22 protein-coding genes are annotated in these 21562 nt (G+C 70.4%); 6 read left to right on the top strand and 16 right to left on the bottom strand.

The genetic code is table 11. The annotated features are described in order from the left end of the window. Window position 1: 1 nt before the first annotated feature. Window positions 2–811, top strand: a complete 810-nt coding sequence (locus tag ABKA17_RS05595; protein ID WP_353690679.1) for a phosphatase PAP2 family protein — start codon at window positions 2–4, stop codon at window positions 809–811. Window positions 812–866: 55 nt separating this feature from the next. On the opposite strand, the gene ABKA17_RS05590 is transcribed toward ABKA17_RS05595, so the two are convergent. Then, window positions 867–1322, bottom strand: coding sequence for a bifunctional DNA primase/polymerase (locus tag ABKA17_RS05590; RefSeq protein ID WP_353690678.1), 456 nt, complete (start codon window positions 1320–1322; stop codon window positions 867–869). A gap of 138 nt (window positions 1323–1460) precedes the next feature. Between ABKA17_RS05590 and ABKA17_RS05585 the strand changes: the two genes are divergently transcribed. Continuing rightward, window positions 1461–2048, top strand: a complete 588-nt coding sequence (locus ABKA17_RS05585) for a hypothetical protein (RefSeq protein WP_353690677.1) — start codon at window positions 1461–1463, stop codon at window positions 2046–2048. A 4-nt stretch (window positions 2049–2052) separates the two neighbouring features. On the opposite strand, the gene ABKA17_RS05580 is transcribed toward ABKA17_RS05585, so the two are convergent. The 6 genes from ABKA17_RS05580 to ABKA17_RS05555 are packed head-to-tail and all read right to left on the bottom strand — an operon-like array spanning window position 2053 to window position 9248. Then, the gene (locus ABKA17_RS05580; RefSeq protein WP_353690676.1) at window positions 2053–3480 is read right to left on the bottom strand and encodes an NAD(P)/FAD-dependent oxidoreductase; all 1428 of its coding nucleotides are present in this window, start codon (window positions 3478–3480) and stop codon (window positions 2053–2055) included. 37 nt (window positions 3481–3517) lie between these two features. Next, complete coding sequence (locus tag ABKA17_RS05575; protein ID WP_353690675.1) at window positions 3518–4318, bottom strand: ABC transporter permease; 801 nt, start codon at window positions 4316–4318, stop codon at window positions 3518–3520. Next, entirely contained in the window at window positions 4319–5248 is a 930-nt protein-coding gene (locus tag ABKA17_RS05570) for an ABC transporter permease (RefSeq protein ID WP_353690674.1), read from the bottom strand. Next, window positions 5248–6414 carry an ABC transporter ATP-binding protein gene (locus ABKA17_RS05565; RefSeq protein WP_353690673.1) on the bottom strand — a complete coding sequence of 389 codons (1167 nt, stop codon included), beginning with the start codon at window positions 6412–6414 and terminating at the stop codon, window positions 5248–5250. The genes ABKA17_RS05570 and ABKA17_RS05565 overlap by 1 nt, the downstream gene beginning before the upstream one ends. Continuing rightward, the gene (locus ABKA17_RS05560; protein WP_353690672.1) at window positions 6411–7658 is read right to left on the bottom strand and encodes a polyamine ABC transporter substrate-binding protein; all 1248 of its coding nucleotides are present in this window, start codon (window positions 7656–7658) and stop codon (window positions 6411–6413) included. The genes ABKA17_RS05565 and ABKA17_RS05560 overlap by 4 nt, the downstream gene beginning before the upstream one ends. Window positions 7659–7712: 54 nt before the next feature. Next, the gene (locus ABKA17_RS05555) at window positions 7713–9248 is read right to left on the bottom strand and encodes a gamma-aminobutyraldehyde dehydrogenase (protein ID WP_353690671.1); all 1536 of its coding nucleotides are present in this window, start codon (window positions 9246–9248) and stop codon (window positions 7713–7715) included. A gap of 210 nt (window positions 9249–9458) precedes the next feature. Between ABKA17_RS05555 and ybiA the strand changes: the two genes are divergently transcribed. Further along, window positions 9459–10025, top strand: a complete 567-nt coding sequence (ybiA, locus tag ABKA17_RS05550; RefSeq protein ID WP_353690670.1) for a riboflavin biosynthesis intermediates N-glycosidase — start codon at window positions 9459–9461, stop codon at window positions 10023–10025. A gap of 114 nt (window positions 10026–10139) precedes the next feature. Here ybiA and ABKA17_RS05545 read toward each other — a convergent pair whose 3' ends face one another. Then, window positions 10140–10781 (bottom strand): DUF4190 domain-containing protein, encoded by a 642-nt coding sequence (locus ABKA17_RS05545; RefSeq protein ID WP_353690669.1) that lies wholly within the window; start codon window positions 10779–10781, stop codon window positions 10140–10142. Window positions 10782–11251: 470 nt separating this feature from the next. On the opposite strand from ABKA17_RS05545, the gene ABKA17_RS05540 reads away from it, so the two are divergent. Then, complete coding sequence (locus ABKA17_RS05540) at window positions 11252–12313, top strand: adenosine deaminase (protein WP_502994135.1); 1062 nt, start codon at window positions 11252–11254, stop codon at window positions 12311–12313. Between the two features lie 18 nt (window positions 12314–12331). Further along, on the top strand, window positions 12332–13039 hold the full coding sequence (locus tag ABKA17_RS05535) for a glycerophosphodiester phosphodiesterase (protein ID WP_353690668.1): 708 nt from the start codon (window positions 12332–12334) through the stop codon (window positions 13037–13039). Here ABKA17_RS05535 and ABKA17_RS05530 read toward each other — a convergent pair. Beyond that, entirely contained in the window at window positions 13021–14709 is a 1689-nt protein-coding gene (locus tag ABKA17_RS05530; RefSeq protein ID WP_502994134.1) for an RNA polymerase sigma factor, read from the bottom strand. The genes ABKA17_RS05535 and ABKA17_RS05530 overlap by 19 nt on opposite strands. Window positions 14710–14949: 240 nt before the next feature. Here ABKA17_RS05530 and ABKA17_RS05525 point away from each other — a divergent pair, with 240 nt between their 5' ends. Continuing rightward, entirely contained in the window at window positions 14950–16089 is a 1140-nt protein-coding gene (locus ABKA17_RS05525) for a serine hydrolase domain-containing protein (RefSeq protein WP_353690667.1), read from the top strand. Here ABKA17_RS05525 and ABKA17_RS05520 read toward each other — a convergent pair. From ABKA17_RS05520 to ABKA17_RS05490, 7 genes are all read right to left on the bottom strand, one after another. Next, a complete protein-coding gene (locus tag ABKA17_RS05520) occupies window positions 16082–16597 on the bottom strand; it encodes a hypothetical protein (protein WP_353690666.1) in 516 nt (171 codons plus the stop codon). The two genes, ABKA17_RS05525 and ABKA17_RS05520, sit on opposite strands and share 8 nt — an antisense overlap. A gap of 55 nt (window positions 16598–16652) precedes the next feature. Continuing rightward, entirely contained in the window at window positions 16653–17060 is a 408-nt protein-coding gene (locus ABKA17_RS05515; protein ID WP_353690665.1) for a hypothetical protein, read from the bottom strand. Continuing rightward, window positions 17044–17535 carry an RNA polymerase sigma factor gene (locus ABKA17_RS05510; RefSeq protein ID WP_353690664.1) on the bottom strand — a complete coding sequence of 164 codons (492 nt, stop codon included), beginning with the start codon at window positions 17533–17535 and terminating at the stop codon, window positions 17044–17046. Before ABKA17_RS05510 ends, ABKA17_RS05515 begins: the two co-directional genes overlap by 17 nt. Continuing rightward, window positions 17532–18146: a class F sortase gene (locus tag ABKA17_RS05505; protein ID WP_353690663.1), complete on the bottom strand. Its 615-nt coding sequence runs from the start codon at window positions 18144–18146 to the stop codon at window positions 17532–17534. The genes ABKA17_RS05510 and ABKA17_RS05505 overlap by 4 nt, the downstream gene beginning before the upstream one ends. Next, window positions 18143–18493 carry a sortase-dependent protein gene (locus ABKA17_RS05500; protein WP_353690662.1) on the bottom strand — a complete coding sequence of 117 codons (351 nt, stop codon included), beginning with the start codon at window positions 18491–18493 and terminating at the stop codon, window positions 18143–18145. Before ABKA17_RS05500 ends, ABKA17_RS05505 begins: the two co-directional genes overlap by 4 nt. A 111-nt stretch (window positions 18494–18604) precedes the next feature. Then, entirely contained in the window at window positions 18605–19795 is a 1191-nt protein-coding gene (locus ABKA17_RS05495; RefSeq protein ID WP_353690661.1) for a polyamine ABC transporter substrate-binding protein, read from the bottom strand. Between the two features lie 233 nt (window positions 19796–20028). After that, on the bottom strand, window positions 20029–21468 hold the full coding sequence (locus ABKA17_RS05490; protein WP_353690660.1) for a gamma-aminobutyraldehyde dehydrogenase: 1440 nt from the start codon (window positions 21466–21468) through the stop codon (window positions 20029–20031). Between the last annotated feature and the right edge of the window lie 94 nt (window positions 21469–21562).

The following is a 21562-nucleotide window of genomic DNA, read 5'->3' as shown; positions in this document are numbered from 1 at the left end:
TGTGGGCGACATCAGGCCGGGGCCTCCCCAGCTTCGACCTGGTCGTGCCCTCGCGCACACAAACGGAGCCTCCGGCTCTGGATCTCCTCACCGATCGGACGGCCGCCCGCCCCAAACCCCCCGGGGCGCGCGGCGATCCGATCCGGACGGCCGCCCCGGAACCACCCCCCCTGTTCCGGGGCGGCCGACCTCCTTCTTCTTCCTCTTCTTTCTCCTCGGCCTGCCGGCCGCCCTCTTCGCGCTGATCACCTGGCAGGTCGTCGCCGACGGGCCGCTGCTGCGACTGGACCGGCGCCTGAGCGACGCGCTGGTCCATCCGGACCGCGCCTCCGCATTCCTCGCCGACCTGGGCAACGTCCAGGTAGCGGTCCCCGTCCTCGCCGTGGCACTGGTGTACGTGGCCCTGCGCGCCCGCCGTGCCGGTACAGACCGCTGGTGGTTCCCGCCCCTCGCGGCGGCCGGCCTCATGGCCCTGGTCCCGGCGCTGGTCATCCCGCTCAAGGAACTGACCGACCGCCACGGCACCTCCGTCGTACCGCCCAGCACCGGCTTCTACCCGTCCGGGCACACCGCCACGGCGGCCATCGCGTACGGCTGCGCGACCATGCTGCTCGTCCCGTACCTGCCGCGGGCCCGGCGCGCGCTGATCGCCCTCTGCGGGGTCCTCGTCCTCGGTGTCTCCTTCGGGCTGGTGCGACGGGGTTATCACTGGCCACTGGATGTCGTGGCCAGTTGGTGTCTGAGTGTGGTCCTGCTGTCGTCGCTGTGGCTGCTGCTCGGGCGGGGGACGCCCGGCACGCCGAAGAAGTGACCGATCGCGGGCCCGCGTCGGCCGCACGGGCGGCCGACGAGTCACCGGCGGACTGCTAGCCGTCGCCCTCCTGCGTGGCCAGGCCCGCCGCCGCCTCGTGCATCGCCAGTTCGAGGAGCGCCGGGTCGGTCAGCGTGCCGGAGCCGTCCGGCGGGACCAGCCAGCGGACACCACCGGTGGAACGCCCCGGATACGGCACGACGATCCAGGTGCCCGCCCCGGCCGTACGGATCCCCGTGCCGACCCACCGCGCGGCCGTGCCCGGCGGCACGAGGAACCCCATCCGGGCGTCACCGAAGTCGACCAGCACCGGACCCGGCTGGTCGATGATCCGGGTGAGGACGTCGAGCGTGGGATAACCGAGCTCGCCCGGCAGGATGAGCACGTCCCAGGCCTTGCCGGCGGGCAGCAGCGCGACCCCAAGAGGATTGCGCTCCCACTCCCAACGACAGGCCTCGGGATCCGGCGCCACCGATGCCAGCCACTCGACCGCCGTCTTCGCCCCACTCATGAGAAGACCTCCCTTTCCTACGTGAACGCGGATCGCGTCACGAGGGAGAGGGCAGTCCCGGGCAGGCATTACGCGGGTTTCGCCACCCTGTTGGAGTGAACTGAATCACTCACGGCGGAGAGAGCCTAGGGTGCCTCCATGCGGGGACACCCATGGTTCGAGAACGACGACCCTGACGACGAGTTCGAGTTCGACGAGGCGGAGTTCGCCTTCACCGAGCGGCTCGGTGAGCTGGCCGCTTCCTGGACCGTGCCATGGGCCGACAGTTGGGTGGGGCGGCCGGAGGACGACTCGTCACTGCTCGCCGTCGTCCGATTGAGCGACCCCGTGCGCCGCCTGTCGCTGGTAGACATCGGCGTCCATGTCACCGGATCCACCCTGCGCGGCGACCGCCTCCACAACCAGCTCTACTTCCTGCCGGACGAGCCGACGCGCCTCGCCACGAAGGCGACCGGCACGCCGCGGCAACTCGCCGAGCACGCCGCCGTGTGGTTCGAGGCCGTTCTGCGTGAGCCGATCGTGCGCTACGAGTGGGAGCACGACGGGCGGGTCTACGCCCACCTGTATCTCTTCGCGGACAGCAAGGAGGGCCTGGCCCAGAGCTACGACCGTCGGCTCGCCCCGCCCGGCCGACTGTCGCGTCTGGCGGCGGCCGGTTTCGCACGGAACGGCTGGGCCCAGACGGTCGGACTGGGCGATCCGGATCGCGTCGTCCCTGTCAGGTGAGACGTCAGCTGTCGAAACCGAGCCCCAGCTTGTCCATCGTTTTCAGCCACAGGTTGCGTCGGCCGCCGTGTGAGTCGGCTCGGGCCAGTGACCACTTGGTCAGGGCGATGCCGGTCCAGGCGAAGGGCTCGGGTGGGAAGGGCAGGGGCTTTTTGCGGACCATCTCCAGGGAGGTGCGTTCGGTGGTCTCGCCGTCGAGGAGGTCCAGCATGACGTCCGCGCCGAAGCGGGTCGCGCCGACGCCGAGTCCGGTGTAGCCCGCCGCGTAGGCCACGTTCCCGTGGTGCGCGGTGCCGAAGAACGCCGAGAAGCGCGAGCAGGTGTCGATGGCGCCGCCCCACGCGTGCGTGAAGCGGGTGCCCTCCAGCTGCGGGAAGCAGGTGAAGAAGTGCTCGGCCAGCTTGGCGTAGGTCTCCGGCCGGTCGTCGTACTCGGCGCGCACCCGGCCGCCGTAGTGGTGGACCGCGTCGTAGCCGCCCCACAGGATCCGGTTGTCGGCGGACAGCCGGAAGTAGTGGAACTGGTTGGCGCTGTCCCCGAGGCCCTGCCGGTTCTTCCAGCCGATCTCCGCGAGCTGCTCGTCGCCGAGCGGCTCGGTCATCAGCGCGTAGTCGTAGACCGGGACGGTGTACGAGCGGACCCGCTTGACCAGGTTCGGGAAGATGTTGGTGCCGAGCGCGACCTTGCGGGCGCGGACCGAGCCGTAGGGGGTGCGTACGGCCATCCCGGCACCGTACTGCTTCAGCGTCAGGGCGGGGGTGTGCTCGTAGACGCGGACGCCGAGCTGGACGCAGGCGCGCTTGAGGCCCCAGGCGAGCTTCGCCGGGTTGAGCATGGCGACACCCCGGCGGTCGTACAGGCCCGCCTGGAATGTCGGTGAGTCGACTTGTTCCCGTACCGCGTCCGCGTCCAGCCACTCGACGCCCTCGGCGAGACCCTCGCGCTCCATCTCCTCGTACCAGTCGCGCAGTTCCCACGCCTGGTACGTCTCGGTGGCGACGTCGATCTCGCCGGTGCGCTCGAAGTCGCAGTCGAGGGAGTAGCGGGCGACCGCCTTCTCGATCTCGTCGAGGTTGCGGGCGCCCAGCTCCTCCAGCTTGTGGATCTCGTCCGGCCAGCGGGTCAGCCCGTTGGCCAGACCGTGGGTGAGGGAGGCGGCGCAGAAGCCGCCGTTGCGGCCCGAGGCGGCCCAGCCCACCTCGCGGCCTTCCAGCAGGACCACGTCCCGCTGCGGGTCACGCTCCTTGGCGAGGAGCGCGGTCCACAGTCCGCTGTACCCACCACCGACGACCAGCAGATCGCAGGTCTCGGGGCCGGTGAGGGCGGGCTCGGGGTGGGGCTTGCCGGGGTCGTCCAGCCAGTACGGGACCGGCTGGGCGTCAGAGAGTGCCTTTGTCCAGTTACTGCCACGGCTCATGGCGCTTGGGGCCATGATTTCAACTCCCTACAGAGCGTTACGCGGTAAAGGCTTATGCCTTTTGCTTGTTACGGCGATTGCTGATGACCATAGAGGTCAGGACGAGCAGAACGGCGACCAGGAACATGGCCGTACCGATCACGTTGATCTGAACGGGTGTGCCGCGCTGTGCCGAGCCCCAGACGAACATGGGGAAGGTGACGGTCGAGCCCGCGTTGAAATTGGTGATGATGAAATCGTCGAAGGAGAGCGCGAAAGCCAGCAGCGCGCCCGCCGCGATTCCGGGGGCCGCGATCGGCAGGGTGACCCGGATGAACGTCTGGAACGGGCCGGCGTAGAGGTCCTGCGCGGCCTGCTCCAGCCTCGGGTCCATCGACATCACGCGCGCCTTGACCGCCGTCACTACGAAGCTGAGGCAGAACATGATGTGGGCGATCAGGATCGTCCAGAAGCCCAGCTGCGCGCCCATGTTGAGGAACAGGGTGAGCAGCGAGGCGGCCATGACGACCTCGGGCATCGCCATCGGCAGGAAGATCAGCGAGTTCACGGCACCGCGCGCGCGGAAGCGGTAGCGGACGAGCGCGAAGGCGATCATCGTGCCGAGGACGGTGGCGCCGATCGTCGCGAAGAACGCGATCTGGAGGCTGATCGACAGCGAGCCGCACATGTCGGCGACGCCGCACGGGTCCTTCCAGGCATCCAGGGAGAACTGCTGCCATTCGTAGTTGAAGCGCCCCTTCGGATTGTTGAAGGAGAACACCGTCACGACGACGTTGGGCAGCAGCAGATATCCGAGCGTCAGCAGTCCCGCGATGACGACGAATTTGCGCTTGAGCCAGTTGACGAAGGCCATTTAAACCAGATCCTCCGTTCCGGACCTGCGGATGTAGACCGTGACCATGACGAGGATGGCGGCCATCAGGATGAAGGAGAGCGCCGCCGCCGTCGGGTAGTCCAGAATGCGCAGGAACTGGGACTGGATGACGTTTCCGACCATGCGGGTGTCCGTCGAGCCGAGCAGATCGGCGTTGACGTAGTCACCGGCGGCCGGGATGAACGTCAGCAGCGTGCCGGAGACGACACCGGGCATCGACAGCGGGAAGGTGACCCGGCGGAAGGTCGTGGCCGGCTTGGCGTACAGATCGCCCGCGGCCTCGTGGAGGCGGGTGTCGATGCGCTCCAGCGAGGTGTAGAGCGGCAGGATCATGAACGGCAGGAAGTTGTACGTCAGACCGCACACCACCGCCATCGGCGTGGCCAGCACACGGTCGCCGGTGGTCCAGCCGAGCCAGCTGGTGACGTCCAGGACGTGCAGCGTGTTGAGCGCGCCGACGACCGGACCGCCGTCCGCGAGGATCGTCTTCCAGGCGAGCGTGCGGATCAGGAAGCTGGTGAAGAACGGCGCGATCACCAGGATCATGATCAGGTTCCGCCAACGGCCCGCGCGGAAGGCGATGAGGTACGCCAGCGGGTAGCCGAGGATCAGGCACAGGATCGTCGCCGAGCCCGCGTACAGGATCGAGCGCAGGTACTGCGGCCAGTACTCGGACAGCGCGTCCCAGTAGGTGGCGAAGTGCCAGGTGACCTTGTAGCCCTCCTCCAGGGAGCCCGTCTGCACGGACGTGGAGGCCTGGTAGATCATCGGCAGCGCGAAGAACACCAGCAGCCACAGGATGCCGGGCAGCAGCAGCCAGTACGGCACCAGGCGGCCGCGCTTGCGCGGGGGCTTCTTCTCGGGCGCGGTCGGGGAGAGCGGCGGCGGCGCCTCGGTGAGGGTCGTCATCAGACCGCCACCGCTTCGTCGACGCCGGCGTCGATGTCCTGGGCGGCGTCAAGGCCGAAGGTGTGCGCCGGGCTCCAGTGCAGGACGACGTCGGCGCCGGGCACCAGACGGGAGTCGCGCTCGATGTTCTGGACGTAGACCTCGAACTCGGGGCAGACCGCGCTGTCGATGACGTACTGCGTGGAGACGCCGATGAAACTGCCGTTGGCGATCTTGCCGGTGATGCGGTTGCGGCCCTCGGGGATCTCGCCCGCGTCGTCGGCGTGGGTGAGGGAGATCTTCTCGGGGCGGACGCCGACCAGCACCTTGCCGCCGGTCTGGGTGGGCGCCGAACAGCGCGACTCGGGCAGGACGAGCTTGCCGCCGCCGGCCTTGAGGACGATGTCGTCGCCGCTCTTGGAGTCGACCTCGGCCTCAATGAGGTTGGAGGTGCCGAGGAAGTTGGCGACGAAGGTCGTCTGCGGGTTCTCGTACAGGTCGGTCGGCGAGCCGAGCTGCTCGACGCGGCCCGCGTTCATCACGGCGACCTGGTCGGCCATGGTCATGGCCTCCTCCTGGTCGTGCGTGACGTGGATGAAGGTGATGCCGACCTCGGTCTGGATGCGCTTGAGCTCCAGCTGCATCTGGCGGCGCAGCTTGAGGTCGAGGGCGCCGAGGGGCTCGTCGAGGAGGAGCACCTTGGGCGTGTTGATCAGCGCGCGGGCCACGGCGACACGCTGCTGCTGGCCGCCGGAGAGCTGGTGCGGCTTCTTACGGGCCTGCTCGCCGAGCTGCACGAGTTCCAGCATGTCCTCGACCTGCTTCTTCACGCTCTTGATGCCACGCCGGCGCAGACCGAAGGCGACGTTCTCGAAGATGTCGAGGTGCGGGAAGAGGGCGTAGGACTGGAAGACGGTGTTCACCGGCCGCTTGTACGGCGGCAGGTGCGTCACGTCCTGCTCGCCGAGCGAGACGGTGCCCGTGGTGGGCTCCTCCAGCCCCGCGATCATCCGCAGGGTGGTGGTCTTGCCGCAGCCGGAGGCGCCGAGCAGCGCGAAGAACGAGCCCTGCGGCACGGTCAGGTCCAGCGGCTGTACGGCGGTGAAGCCGTTGTCGTACGTCTTGCTGATGCCGGAGAGACGGACGTCGCCGCTGCCCTCGGTGTTCTTGTTCGTCACGGTGGTCACGCCCCAGTCAGCTTCGCGAACTTCTCTTCGAACTCGGTCTCTTCCTTCGAGCTCAGTGAGCGGAAGGCGTGGGACTTCGCGGCCATGGCCTTGTCCGGGATGATCAGCGGGTTGTTCGCCGCATCCGGGTCGAGCTTCTCCAGCTCGGCCTTCACCCCGTCGACGGGCGTCACGTAGTTGATGTACGCGGCGAGTTCGGCGGCCGGCTTCGGCTCGTAGTAGAAGTCGATGAGCCGCTCGGCGTTCGTCTTGTGACGGGCCTTGTTCGGGATCAGCATGTTGTCGGTCGACGTGATGTAACCGCTGTCCGGGATCAGGAAGTCGATGTCCGGGCTGTCGGCCTTGAGCTGGACGACGTCACCGGCCCAGGCGATACAGGCCGCGAAGTCGCCGCTGGTCAGGTCCGAGGTGTAGTCGTTGCCGGTGAAGCGGCGGATCTGGCCCTTGTCGACGGCCTTCTGGATCCGGGCGATCGCGGCGTCGTAGTCGTCGGCGGTGAAGTTCGCCGGGTCCTTGCCCATGTCGAGGAGGGTCATGCCGATGCTGTCGCGCATCTCGGAGAGGAAGCCGACCTTGCCCTTGAGCTTGGGGTTGTCGAGCAGGTCGGAGACCGACTTCACCTCCACGCCGTCCAGCGCCTTCTTGTTGTAGGCGATGACGGTGGAGATGCCCTGCCAGACGTACGAGTAGGCGCGGCCCGGGTCCCAGTCGGGGTCGCGGAACTGCGCCGACAGGTTGGTGTACGCGTGCGGCAGGTTGGCCGGGTCCAGTTTCTGGACCCACCCGAGGCGGATCAGCCGGGCGGCCAGCCAGTCGGTGAGGACGATGATGTCGCGCCCGGTGTCCTGACCCGCCGCCAGCTGCGGCTTGATCTTGCCGAAGAACTCGACGTTGTCGTTGATGTCCTCGGTGTACTTGACCGAGATACCGGTGCGCTTCTTGAACTGGTCGAGCGTGGGGTGGTGCTTCTCGCTCTCGTCCACGTCGATGTACTCGGTCCAGTTGGAGAAGTTGACGACCTTCTCCTTCGCCGAGTGGTCCTCGGCGGAGACGCCGCCCTTGGTGTTGCCCGCCGCGGGGATGCCGCAGCCGGTCAGCGCGCCGAGGCCGCCGACCGCGAGCGCGCCACCTGCCGAGGCGCGCAACAGGGACCGCCGGGTCATGGCGGCCCGGCCATTGCGGAAGCTGCGCCGCATGGCGGCCACTTGGGCCGGGCTCAGGCGGTCGGGCTCGTACTGCTCCATGCGCGTGGTGCCCTTTCGGGAGGATCGGCCGCGGGTCGGGCGGCCTGTGTACGGCTATCGGTCCCCGAAGATCGTGCGGTGCCAGTCCTTCCTGACGACCGCCGTGTTGTCGAACATGACGTGCTTGATCTGGGTGTACTCCTCGAACGAGTACGCGGACATGTCCTTGCCGAAGCCGGACGCCTTGTAACCGCCGTGGGGCATCTCGCTGATGATCGGAATGTGGTCGTTGACCCACACACAGCCCGCCTTGATCTCGCGGGTGGCGCGGTTCGCCCGGTAGACGTCGCGGCTCCAGGCGGAGGCGGCGAGTCCGTACGGGGTGTCGTTGGCGAGCCGGATGCCCTCGTCGTCGCTGTCGAAGGGCAGGACGACCAGGACCGGCCCGAAGATCTCGGACTGGACGATCTCGCTGTCCTGGGCGGCGTCCGCGACCAGGGTGGGGCGATAGTACGCGCCGTTCTTGAGATCCCCCTGAGGGGCCTCGCCGCCGGTCACCACGCGCGCGTAGGCACGCGCACGGTCGACGAAGGCGGCGACGCGGTCCCGCTGGACGTGGGAAATGAGCGGGCCGAGGTCGGTACCGGCGGCGAAGGGGTCACCGAGGCAAACGGTCTCCATGAGCGCGGCCGTCTTCTCGACGAACGCCTCGTAGAGGGGCCGCTGCACGTACGCGCGCGTGGCGGCCGTGCAGTCCTGGCCGGTGTTGATGAGCGCGCCCGCGACGGCGCCGTTGGCGGCGGCGTCCAGGTCGGCGTCGTCGAAGACGACGAAGGGCGCCTTGCCGCCGAGCTCCAGGTGGATGCGCTTCACGGTGGCGGTCGCGATCTCGGCGACCCGCTTGCCGACGGCGGTGGACCCGGTGAAGGAGGTCATGGCCACGTCGGGATGCCCGACGAGATGCTCACCTGCCTCCTTCCCGGTCCCGGTGACGATGTTGATGACTCCGTCGGGGATCCCGGCGTCGGTCGCGGCCTGCGCGAAGAGCAGCGAGGTCAGCGGGGTGAGCTCGGCGGGCTTCAGCACGATGGTGTTGCCCGCGGCGATCGCCGGGAGGACCTTCCAGGCGGCCATCTGGAGGGGGTAGTTCCAGGGCGCGATGGACCCGACGACACCGATGGGCTCCCGGCGCACGTACGAGGTGTGGTCGCCGGAGTACTCCCCGGCCGACTGCCCCTGGAGATGCCGGGCGGCGCCCGCGAAGAAGGCGGTGTTGTCGATGGTCCCCGGCACGTCGAACTCACGGGTGAGCTTCAGCGGCTTGCCGCACTGGAGGGACTCGGCACGGGCGAAGTCCTCGGCGCGATCGGCGAGCACGGCGGCGAAACGGTGCAGCGCGTCCGAGCGTTCGCCGGGGGTGGTGGCGGCCCAGCCGGGGAACGCCGCCCGGGCCGCGGCGACGGCCGCGTCCACGTCGGCGGTGCTCGCCAGCTCGTAGGTGAGGACCTCCTCGCCGGACGACGGGTCGACGACCGCGTGCGTACGTCCTGAGGTGCCCTTGGTGAGGCGGCCCCCGATGTACTGCGCGCCGTCGGCGAAGCGTTCCTGTGCGGGGAATCGGTCCGGGGTGAAGGTGCCCGGGTTGTGCATGTCGCTCTCCTCCGCCGCCGGCCCACATTCCCGCAGGCGGTTGGCGTAGCTCCAGCTCGATTTGAGTGCCGATCCTGACAGAGCAAGTGCCGCTCGACAAGGGATTCCGTTGTTGCCTTTTAGTTACGCGACGGAATCTGTCGACCAGGTGTCGAGTCGGCATGGAAAAGCCAGGACGGAATGTCAGTGGTGGCTGCCAGACTCGCATGCATGACGAAGATCGATTCTCGGGACACCCTGGTCAGGGCGGTCCGGACGGGGGCGAGGGTCAAGTACCTCCACTTCTGGGGCCACCGCCCGCTGCCGGACGGCCGGCTCGGCGCGAGCTGTCTGAGCCAGTGGTGGCCGTCACCGTTCGTGGTGGACGGAGTGACCTATGCGACCGCCGAGCACTGGATGATGGCGGGCAAGGCACGGCTCTTCGGCGACTCGGAGGCGGAACGACGCGTCCTGGCCGCGGACCATCCCTCGGTCGCGAAGAAGGAGGGGCGTCTGGTCCGGGGCTTCGACGACACGGCCTGGGAGCGGGAGCGCTTCGGGATCGTCGTCGAGGGCAGCGTCCACAAGTTCGCCTCGGACGACGGGCTACGGGCGTTTCTGCTGGGCACCGGCGAGCGCGTACTGGTGGAGGCGAGCCCCGTCGACCGCGTCTGGGGCATCGGCCTCGCGGCGACGGACGAGGCCGCGCTGGACCCGGAGCGGTGGCGGGGGCCGAACCTGCTGGGGTTCGCTCTGATGGAGGCGCGGGCGCGGATACGGGGGGCCTGCGGCGCTTAGGCGAATTCGGGGTTCGGGGTTCGGGGGCGAGGCTCTGGCTGGGGGACGAGGGCGGGAGCTCAAGGTGGGACGACTCGTGGGGCCACTCGGGGATGCGGCCCCGCGTGCTCCCGTCTACGTCGCGATCAGCAGGACGACCATGCCGATGCCGAGTGCGATGCCCGCGACCCCGCAGATGAGCCCCGCGAGTGCCTGTCCGGGGTTGGTGGCCTGGCCCCTGCGGGCCTTACCGCGACCGATCGCGCCGAAGATCACGCCGAGAATGCCGAGGACGATCGCCAGCGGCCAGAGGCAGAAGACGAGCGCCGAGAGAACCCCCAGCACCAGCCCGGCGGTGCCCATGCCGTTACTGGGCAGCGACTGCATGCCGGGCCAGCCGTAGTACCCCTGCGGTGCGGCCCCCGGGTATCCGTACCCGCCACCCGGATAGCCGTAGGGCACCTGTCCCGGGCCGTCGGGGGCGATGGGCGGCGGAGGGACGTGGCCGTCGGCCGGTGGCGCGAAGGGGTTCACAGGGGGGCCGGGGTGCGGTGCGGCGAAGGGGTCGGCGGGGCCGCTGACCGGACCGGACGGAGGGGCGAACGGGTTGGCCGGTCCGCTCGCCAGGGTCTCGGGCGCTCCGAACGGACCCGACGTGCCGCTCCCCGGGGCCACCGGCGGGGCGAGCGGGGAGGACTGGCCGGGCGGGGCGAAGGGGTTGGCGGGACCGCTCGCCGGACCGGACGGCGGAGCGAAGGGGTTGGCCGGTCCGCTCACCAACGTCTCGGGCGCACCGGGCGGCGCCGACGCACCGCTCCCCGGGCCCACCGGCGCAGCAGGCTGTGAGGTCGAGGGGGAAGCCTCCGCCTTGTCCAGGCTCACCCTGGAAGCCGCTGCCTCGTCGCGCTCCTCAGGCTCAGTCGCCTCGGTCGGCCCCGCCCCGGAAGCCGCCGCCTCGTCCCGCTCCCCCGGCGCCGCAACCCCACCGCCCGGCCCCGCTCCGAATGCCACTGTCTCGTCCCGCTCCCCCGCGGAATCCCCCCGCGGAGTCGGCCCGTGCGCTTCGCCTTCCGGCGGACGCGCGTCGTCGGACATGGTCGGGACCCCCTCTGTCGTATGCCTCGTCATGCTACGGCCCGGGCCCCTCCCCCGCCCGGGCGGCCTACGATGATCCCCGAGTCATCGATCAGCCGATCACCCGCGCCCCGCCGCTCGCCGGCGAGAGGGCGCCGTTCCGGGGAGGAACCTTGACCGAGCACCTCATCGACCCCAGCGTCCCGCGCGACCTGCACGCGTTCATCGCCTCGCTGCCCAAGGCCGAACTGCACGTCCACCACGTCGGTTCCGCCTCCCCCCGGATCGTCTCCGAACTGGCCGCCCGCCACCCCGACTCCAAGGTCCCCACCGACCCCGAGGCCCTGGCCGACTACTTCACCTTCACGGACTTCGCCCACTTCATCGATGTGTACCTGTCCGTCGTCGACGTGATCCGGACACCGGAGGACGTACGCCTGCTGACGTACGAGGTGGCCCGGGACCTGGCCCGCCAGCAGGTGCGCTACGCCGAGCTGACCATCACGCCGTTCTCCTCGACCCGCCGCGGTATCGACGAGCGGGCCTTCATGGAGGCGATCGAGGACGCCCGCAAGGCGGCCGAGGCGGAGTTCGGGACCGTGCTGCGCTGGTGCTTCGACATCCCCGGCGAGGCGGGGCTGGAGTCCGCCGAGGAGACGGTCCGGCTCGCCACCGACGACCGGCTGCGCCCGGAGGGACTGGTCTCCTTCGGACTCGGCGGGCCCGAGATCGGCGTACCCCGCCCGCAGTTCAAGCCGTACTTCGACCGCGCGATCGCCGCCGGCCTGCACTCGGTGCCGCACGCCGGTGAGACGACCGGCCCGGAGACGGTGTGGGACGCGCTCACCCACCTCGGTGCCGAGCGCATCGGGCACGGCACCAGCTCGGCACAGGACGAGAAGCTGCTCGCGCACCTCGCCCAGGAGCGGATCGCCCTGGAGGTGTGCCCGACCTCCAACATCGCCACCCGCGCGGTCCGCACCCTCGACGAGCACCCGATCAAGGAGTTCGTGAAGGCCGGGATCATCGTCACCGTCAACTCCGACGACCCGCCCATGTTCGGCACCGACCTCAACAACGAGTACGCGGTCGCAGCCCGCCTCCTCGACCTCGACGAGCGCGGTCTCGCCGACCTCGCCAAGAACGCGGTCGACGTCTCCTTCCTCGACGAGCCCGGCAAGGCCCGCATCAAGGACGAGATCGACACGTACACCGCGGCTTGGCTCGCGTCCTGACGCCACCACAATGGGCGCATGCAGAAGCTGACCGCAGTGGCCCATCGCGGCGACCCCTACCGCGTCCGTGAGAACACGCTCGACTCCGTGCGTTCCGCGCTCGACCTGGGCGCGGACGCCGTCGAGATCGACGTACGCCTCACCCGGGACGGTGTCCCCGTGCTGCTGCACGACCACACGCTGAAGCGGCTGTGGGAGCACGACCGGCCCCTGCTGTCGCTGTCGTCGGACGAGGTGCGGGGACTGACGGAGGGGCGGGTTCCGACCCTCGCCGAGACCCTCGCCGTGGCCGACGGGAGCCGGCTGATGCTCGATCTGCCGGGCACGCCGGACGTGAAGGCGGCCCGCCGGGTCGTCGACGTGGTCCGGGAGTGCGGCGCCGAGGACCGCGTGTACTACTGCGCCGGGGCCCGGGCCATGCTCGCCGTACGGGCCGCCGACCCGGCCGCCGAGATCGCCCTGACCTGGACGTCGCTGGCCCCGCCGCGCCGCGCGCTGCTGGAGGCGGTCCGCCCTCGCTGGCTCAACTACCGCTTCGGGCTGGTCGACAAGGCCCTCGCCGACCGCGTCCACCGCGACGGCTTGCTGGTCTCCGTCTGGACCCCCGACACGGTCCGCTCGATGCGCCGCCTCATCGCGGCGGGCGTCGACTCGATCACCACGAACCGCGTCGACGCCCTGTGCGCCCTGCGCGACGACGCCGGCAGCTACACCCGGGAGCGCTGAGCGACCGTCGCCGGATCGGCGGGGTTCGCGCGGGTGACGTACTGCGGTACCGGCGTGGTGTCCGTGCCGTTGTCGCGGACCAGGCCGTAGCGGAGGGCGCCCTGCGGGGGGCCGTAGCGGATGTCCTTGTCGGCCGCCTCCCAGGTGGAGGGGAAGACGATGAGGCCGTAGTCGGCGCCGCGTTCGTTCTGGTTGAGGGTGACGGTGCCGTCCAGGTAGAAGTACTCGTTCTGCCACATCTGCTGGGCGCCGTCGGGGAGCACGGTGTAGCCGGTGGCGGGGCCTCCCATGCCGGTGGTGTCGGTGCCGGTGCTGTCGTCCATGCGGCGGCCGCCGCCGGAGGCGACGTGGAAGAGCTCGCCCTTCAAACCGGTCCAGGCCGGCATGGCCAGCGCGCCGGGCCGTGACTGCGGGGAGATCTGCCAGCGGACCAGGACATAGCCCTGGCCGCTGAGCGTCACCTTCTCGCCGCGGTGCTGCATGACGGCCTTCGCGCCCCAGGTGCTGGTGATCCCGGACTCGGGCCGGTGCGGCAGGGCCGCGGGCTCGGCGTTCGGGTCGGGGGCCCGGTCGACGGCGTCCACGACGGTGCCGTAGAGGGCGACCTTCCGCTGGGTGGGGGACGGCGAAGGGGTGGCGGAGGGGGACGGGGACGGGGAGACGACAGCCGGCGGGCGGGCCGTGCTCGCCGCCGTGGGGCTCGCGACCACCCGCGGGGGCGAACTGTCCGCGGGCCGCGTGACGACGTACGCGCCGCCCGCCACGATCGTCGCGCCCGTCGTCACCGCGACGACGGGCTGGGTGAGCGCGGCCATCACCTTGGCCGACCAGCCCACGGAGGTGGCCGCCGCGGTGGCGGCCGCGGCCGTCTTGCCGCCGAAGGCCAGGGACAGCGTGAAGCCGACGGGGAGCGGGACCAGGGCGATGCCGACGAGAAGGCGTTCGGCGGGTACGACGGTCTCGCGGGCGTCGCCGCAGTAGCCGCAGCCCCTGATGTGCCGGGCCAGCCGCTTGCGCCAGACGGAGTCGGGCCGGCCGTTCCAGCGGGCGGTCACCTCGCGCAGGTCGGGGCAGGCGCCGTCGAGGGCCCTGACGATGCCGCGCGCGGTCTCCACCCGCTCCTTGAGCCGCTGGACGCGCACGGCGGCGTGCTGCCGGTTGATGCCGGCGGCGGCCGCCAGTTCGCGCCGGGTGAGCTCGCCGGCGACCTCCAGCCACCACAGGGACAGCAACTGCCGGTCCTCGTCGTCGAGCCAGCGCACCGCCTCCGCGACCTCGCGCCGCTGCCCCTCCAACTGGAGCCTGAGGACGGTGAGTTCGGCGAAGTCGGCGGCGTCGCTCGCGGTGGACTCGTCGAGCGGGGCCGGGGCCGCCCGGCGCCGGGCCCGGTCCCGGATCTGGCGCATGGCGATCGCCACCAGCCAGGACCGGAAGCTGTCCGGGTCGCGCAGCGAGCCGAGGTTGTCGACGGCCCGCAGCATGGTCTCCTGGACGACGTCGTCGACGTCGGCGTGACCGTTCAGGGCCCGGCCGACGACGTTGTAGACCAACGGCAGCCAGCCCGCGACCAGGTCGTCCAGCGCCTGCCGGTCACCGGCCTGCGCGGCCGCGATGGTGTCGCGCCACTGCCGCGTCTCCACGTCGTTCCGTCCCTCGGTTCGGTTCTGCACGCACCCTCTCAGGCAGCCCCGGGGTCATGGCTATGCCGGAGATCACAGTGAGGAGACGGAGTGAAGGGCTCCGCGATAACACTTTTTCGTTCCCCTAGGTGGCTTCCCCGGCAACTCCCCTACCTGTAGCGGCAGTTGCCCCGGACCCAATCAGGGGTCGGCGCCCTTCTCGCCGACGATCCGGGAACCGCCGTGGCGACACAGGATGATCACAGATCCCCGACACCCTGGAGCCGTCGCATGCACCCCCTCAGCCGCAGAACCGTCCTCGCCACGTCCCTCGCCCTCACGCTGGGCGCAGGCCCCCTCGCCTCCGCCACCTCCGCCGCCTCCGCGCGGAGCGCCTCCGCCCCGAACGCCCGGGCCCTGCGCGCCGCGATCGCCGGACTCCCGGACACGGACGCCACCGCCGCGCTCGTCCGGGTCGGTGGCGGCGACGGCAGCTGGCGGGGCAGCTCGGGCGTGCGCGACCTGGCCAGTGGACGGCCTGCGCTTCCGCACGCCCGGTTCCGGGCCGGGTCGACGACGAAGGTGGTGACGGCGGCGACCGTCCTGTGCCTCGCCGCCGACGGCCGGATCGACCTGGCCGCGCCGATCCAGCGCTACCTGCCGGGGCTGCTCGGCCGGCAGTTCCGGCCGGTCACCGTGCGGCAGCTGCTCAACCACACGAGCGGCATCCCGGTGGGCGACAGCCTGGGAGACGACTTCGAGGAACTGTTCGCCCATCGCTACGAGTCGCTCGACCCGAGGCGGGTCGCCGCGTCTGCGGGCGCGAAGGAGCCGGAGTTCCGGCCCGGGAGGAAGCAGCACTACCTCAACATCAACTACACGTTCCTCGGGCTGCTGATCGAGAAGGTGACCGGACGGTCGTACGCCTCCGAGGCCACCCGGCTGGTCCTGGCACCGGCCGGGATGCGGGACACGTACTTCCCGGGCGCCGACCCGCGCATCCGCGGCCCGCACAACCTGGGCTACCAGGCCGTGGCGAAAGCCGACGGGACGACGGAGTTCGTGGACGTCACCGAGTGGAACCAGCTGGACCGGTTCGCGGCCGGGGAGATGATCTCCACGACCGCCGATCTGGAACGCCTGCTCTTCTCGCTCTTCAAGGGCCGGATCGTCCCCGAGCCGCAACTGGAGGAGATGTTCACTGTTCCGGCGGACATCGAGGGCGCCGACTACAGCGCCGGCCTCACGCGCTTCGAGGCCGACGGCGAGGTCTACTGGGTCAAGTCCGGCGCCCGCTGGGGCTACAGCTCGGCGGTCGCCGCCACCCGCGACCTCCGCCGCACCGTCGTGTACTCGGTCAACTCCACGGACGCGAAGAGCGAGGCCATGAACCCGGTCGTCGGCCGGATCATCACCGCCGCCCTCACGTAGCGGGCACCGCCCACGCGTTGCCCGGGGTCAGCGCCTCCAGCAGCTTGATCTTCCGCCGTACGACATACAGCGGGATCACCCCGAACACCCCGAACGACATGTCGATCACCTGCCACCAGAAGGGGATCCCGCGGATCGGCCCGCAGATCAGCGCGAGCGGGATGATTCCGGCGCAGGCGATCATCGAGAACTCCACGACCCAGATGTTGCGGACCGGGTCACGGTACGGGCCGTAGAAGGCGACCGCGATGACGAGGTGCGCGAAGGCGAGCCAGTCGGTGCCGTAGAGGAGGAAGGGGTGGTCGGCGTCGGCCGTGTCCAGGCCCTGCCGGACCCGCGTGATCCAGTCCGTGAGGGCGTCGGGGGCTGGCAGGTGCCGGAGCAGGTCCTCGGTCCAGCGCAGTTCGTGGACGAGGGGGAAGGCCGTGGCCCCGCTGAGCACCAGGCAGACGACGAACAGGACCAACCAGGCGCGGATGCCCTTGAGCAGGGCGGCTCTGTCGCTCATGGCAGCAGCGTACGCCTGGAATTGAACATGTTCAAAACACTTCCGCGGTCACTCGCTACGGCCGCTCCGTGGGCGTCGGTTCGGCGGCGCCGGTCGTCGTCGGTGTGGCGGTGGGCACCGAGGACGCCGAGGGCGTGTCGGGCACGGGGCTGATTGGTGCCGGCGTGGCCGTCGCGGGCGGCACGGACGAGGGGCTGCTCGCGGGCGGCGGCGCCAGCGGGACCGTCGGGGTCACGGGGGCCTCGGACGTCGACAGCCGCAGCGGCAGCAGTACGGCGGCGGCGACCCCGCAGGCCACGGCCGCGCCCGCCGCCGTGCGCAGCAGCTTGCGCCGGATCGCGCCGCGCCGGATCGCCTCGTAGCGGCCGTGCGGCGGGCCGAGGTAGTCGGCGGGCGGGCGCAGCAGAACGGTGAGCGGGTCGTCCGGGTCGAGGTCCGGGTCGTCGTCAGGGCGTGTGATCAAGGCTTCTCCTCAGGTGGGCGCGGAGCAGTTCGCGGGCCGCGTGGAGGTCGGCCTTGACGGTCCCTTCCTTGCGTCCGGTCAGCACGGACACCTCTCGGATCGGCATGTCGGCGTAGTAGTGCAGCAGGATCGGCACGCGCAGCCGCTCGGGAAGCGACTGGACGAGGAGTCGTACGGAGGGGTCCGCCTGTTCCGGCTGCGGGCGCACCGCGGCCTCGTGACCGGCCCGGCGCACGGCTCTGCGCTCGCGCTCCAGTTTGCGCCAGTGGTCGCGGACGATATTGGCCGCGGTGACGTAGAGGAAACCGCGTGGCTCCTCCACGGCCGTCCAGCGCGCCCACAGCCGGGTGAACGCCTCCGAGGCGATCTCGTGGGCCGTCTCGTCGTCGTCGACCAGCCGGCGGCACCAGCCGGCGAGACGTGGGTAGAGGGCGGCGAACAGTTCGGACGCCGCCCTCTCTCGGGACCGTTTCAACGTGCTCCTGAAGACATCGACGCGGCGAAGACGATCACGTTGTCGCGGTACCCGGCACCGGAACGGGGTCCGCCGCACGTGATGAGACGCAGCTCCGGCCGGTCGACGTTCCCGTAGACCGCGTCGGCCGGGAAGTCGGCCTTGGCGACCGTACGGACCTCGGTGACGGCGAACTCCGCCGTCGTGCCGTTCTCCAGGCGTGCCTCGACGCGGTCACCCCGGCGCAGTTCCCCCAGCCGCCGGAAGACCCCGTCCCCGTACTCGCCGACCGTGACATGCCCGAGGATCACCGACGGACCTACCCGACCGGGCACCGGGGAGTGCTCGTACCAGCCCGCCCGGTCGTGCGCGGTGACCGGAGGCACCTGCACCGTGCCGTCGGAGGCCAGCCCCAGGCGTATGACGGGGGTGTCGACGCCGATCTCGGGTATCCGCAGTCGCACGGGGACCGTACGGCCCTGCGGCGCCGTCGACTTGGCGGACGACGGCGTACTCGTCGGGGCCGTACGGCCCCCGGTTCCGGTGCCGGTCCCGGTCCCCTGGCCGCCGCACCCCGCGAGCAGCGTGGTCAGCGCCGCCGCGGTGAAGGCACGCCTGGAGAGCGGACTCATGCGCCGGTCGCCCGCCGACGTCGTACGAGAAGGACGGCACCGCCGCCGAGGACCACGGCCGAGGCGGCGCCCCCGCCGACCAGCGCGCCCGAGCCGCCGGACCCGGACGGCGTCACGCCGGTGTCGGGCGCCCCGCTGGGCACGACGGAGACCTGCCCGGACGGCGCCTCGGTGGGAGCGGCGGTCGGTTCGCTGGGAACCGGAGTGGCGGTCGGCGCCTCGCTCGGGGCCGTCGTGGCGGTCGGGACGGGGCTGGGGGTCGCGGTCGCGTCGGCGAACGCGGGCACCGCGCCCGCCAGGACGGCGGTGCACGCGAGTACCAGGGCACTGAGGCCGGTTCGGCGCATCAATCGCTCTCTTTCGTCGGTCCGCCCGCGGGCTGCGGGACGGATCGAGCGGAGAGACGAGACAGCCAGGGGGCAGGTTGTAAAGAGATGGCAAAGCCGACCGGGGGTCGTCTAGAGGCCCACGATCGCGTTCCACCTCTTCGCAAACCCCACCCGTTCCTTCGATGTGATGTCCCGCGCGATGACCAGCCGTTCCCGCATCTCGTCGTCGGGGAAGATCAGCGGGTTCTCGGCAAGCTCGGCGGTGTCCTTGTCGTCGGAGGCCGCGAGGACCTCCCGGGCCGCCGGTACCGGGCACACGTAGTTGACCCACGCGGCGAGCTCCGCGGCGACCTCGGGGTCGTAGTAGTAGTCGATCAGCCGCTCCGCGTTGGCCTTGTGCAGCGCCCGGTCGGGGACCATCAGCGAGTCCGACCAGAGCTCGGCGCCCTCCTCGGGGACGACGAAGCGGATGTCGGGGTTGTCGGCCTGGAGCTGGATGACGTCGCCGGAGTACGCCTGGCAGGCGAGGACGTCTCCGGTGACGAGGTCCTTGGTGTAGTCGTTGCCGGTGAAGCGGCGGATGTGGCCGCTGCGGACGTGCCGCTCGACCTGGTCGCAGACCTCGTCGAAGTCGGCCGCCCGCCACCTGCGGATGTCGACGCCGTTGCCCTGCATCAGCAGCGCGAACGCCTCGTCGAGCCCGGAGAGCAGGGTCACCCGGCCCTTGAGGTCGTCCGCCCAGAGGTCCCGCACGCTCCGTATCTCGCGGCCGAGCCTGCGGTGGTCGTAGGCGATCCCGGTGATGCCCGACTGCCACGGCACGGTGAACTTCCGGCCGGGGTCGAAGGCGGGCGACCTCAGCAGCGGGTCGAGGTACTCGGTGACGTTCGGCTGGTTCGCGCGGTCCATCTCCTGGACCCAGCCGAGGCGGACGAAGCGGGCGCACATCCAGTCGCTGATGACGATGAGATCCCGATCGGTCTGCTGGTGGTTCATCAGGGCCGGGCTGATCTTGCCGAAGAACTCGTCGTTGTCGTTGATCTCCTCGACGTAGTCGACGGTGATCCCCGTGCGCTTCCCGAACGCGTCCAGCGTCGGCCGCCTCGTCGAGTCGTCGTCGTCCGTGTCGATGTACAGCGGCCAGTTCGCCCACGTCAGCCGCTTGTCGGTGGTGGAGAGATCAGCGACGGCACGGTCCCCCGGCGCCACGTACGCGGCAGGCACCCCGCACCCGGAAAGCACGCCCAGCGCCGCACCGCCGCCGAGCGCGCGCAGCAGGGTCCGACGGGAGAGCGGAGGCGTCTTCGGTGTGAGGGGCATGGTGGGCAGCATGCCGTCCGTGCCTGGGCGCGGACAATCGACGCTGCGTCGAGCCCTGGCAGGCGCAGCGGACACCTTGTCGATCACGTGTGCGCAGCTCGCGCAAGCCCCATCGCTGCCCCGGGCGAGGAGTTCATCACACCCGGGGCCAGCGCACCCACCCAGGGGCGCGGGGAACTGCGCGACCAGCCCCCACGCACCCGCAGACGAATCCCGCCCCCCTCAGCGGAGCGTCACGCGTCCAGAGACGTCATCACGTGCTTGATCCGCGTGTAGTCGTCGAAGCCGTACCCCGAGAGGTCCTTGCCGTAGCCGGACTTCTTGAAGCCGCCGTGCGGCATCTCGGCGACCAGCGGGATGTGGGTGTTGATCCACACGCAGCCGAAGTCCAGCTTCTTCGACATCCGCATGGCCCGGCCGTGGTCCTTGGTCCACACCGACGAGGCCAGCGCGTAGTCGACGCCGTTGGCCCACTCGACGGCCTGGTCCTCGTCGGAGAAGGACTGGACGGTGATGACCGGCCCGAAGACCTCGTTCTGGATGATCTCGTCGTCCTGCTTGAGCCCGGAGACGACGGTCGGGGCGTAGAAGTAGCCCTTCTCGCCGACCTGGTGGCCGCCGGCCTCGACCTTGGCGTGGGCGGGCAGCCGCTCGATGAACCCGGTGACCTGCTTGAGCTGGTTGGGGTTGTTGAGGGGGCCGAAGAGCACGTCCTCGTCGTCGGGCTGTCCGGTCTTGGTCTCGGCCGCGGCCTTGGCCAGGGCCGCCACGAACTCGTCGTGGATCGAGGACTGCACCAGCACGCGGGTGGCCGCCGTACAGTCCTGGCCGGCGTTGAAGAAGCCCGCCACGGAGATGTCCTCGACAGCCTTGGCGATGTCGCTGTCCTCGAAGACGACGACCGGCGCCTTGCCGCCCAGCTCCAGGTGGACCCGCTTGAGGTCCTTGGACGCGGACTCGGCGACCGACATGCCGGCGCGCACGGAGCCGGTGATGGAGGCCATCGCCGGGGTCGGGTGCTCGACCATCAGACGGCCGGTGTCACGGTCGCCGGTGACGACGTTGAAGACGCCCTTGGGCAGGATGGAACCGATGATCTCCGCGATCAGGACGGTCGAGGCGGGAGTCGTGTCGGACGGCTTCAGCACGACCGTGTTGCCCGCCGCGATCGCCGGCGCGAACTTCCACACGGCCATCATCATCGGGTAGTTCCACGGCGCGACCTGGGCGCAGACACCGACCGGCTCGCGGCGCACGATGGAGGTCATGCCCTCCATGTACTCACCGGCCGAGCGGCCCTCCAGCATCCGCGCCGCGCCCGCGAAGAAGCGGATCTGGTCGACCATCGGCGGGATCTCCTCGGACCGCGTGAGCCCGATCGGCTTGCCCGTGTTCTCGACCTCGGCGGCGATCAGTTCCTCGGCCCGCTCCTCGAAGGCGTCCGCGATCTTCAGCAGGGCCTTCTGACGCTCGGCGGGAGTCGTGTCGCGCCAGCCGGGGAAGGCCGCGGCGGCCGCGCCCATCGCGGCGTCCACGTCCGCCTGCCCGGACAGCGGCGCGGTCGCGTACGCCTCGCCCGTCGCGGGGTTGACCACATCCGTGGTCCGTCCGTCGGCGGCGTCCCGGAACTCACCGTCGATGTAGTTGCGCAGACGACGCAGCTCGGTGCTCACTGACCGGCCTCCTGTGTCGGGTCGAACTGTCCATTGGTTGAGACACCCACCCTAATCGCCAGAGCCACGTTTTCAACACCCCTGATCGCACCGT

The sequence above is a fragment of the Streptomyces sp. RG80 genome, assembly GCF_040446465.1.
GTDB lineage: Bacteria > Actinomycetota > Actinomycetes > Streptomycetales > Streptomycetaceae > Streptomyces.
This window is presented reverse-complemented; position numbering and strand designations above follow the sequence as displayed.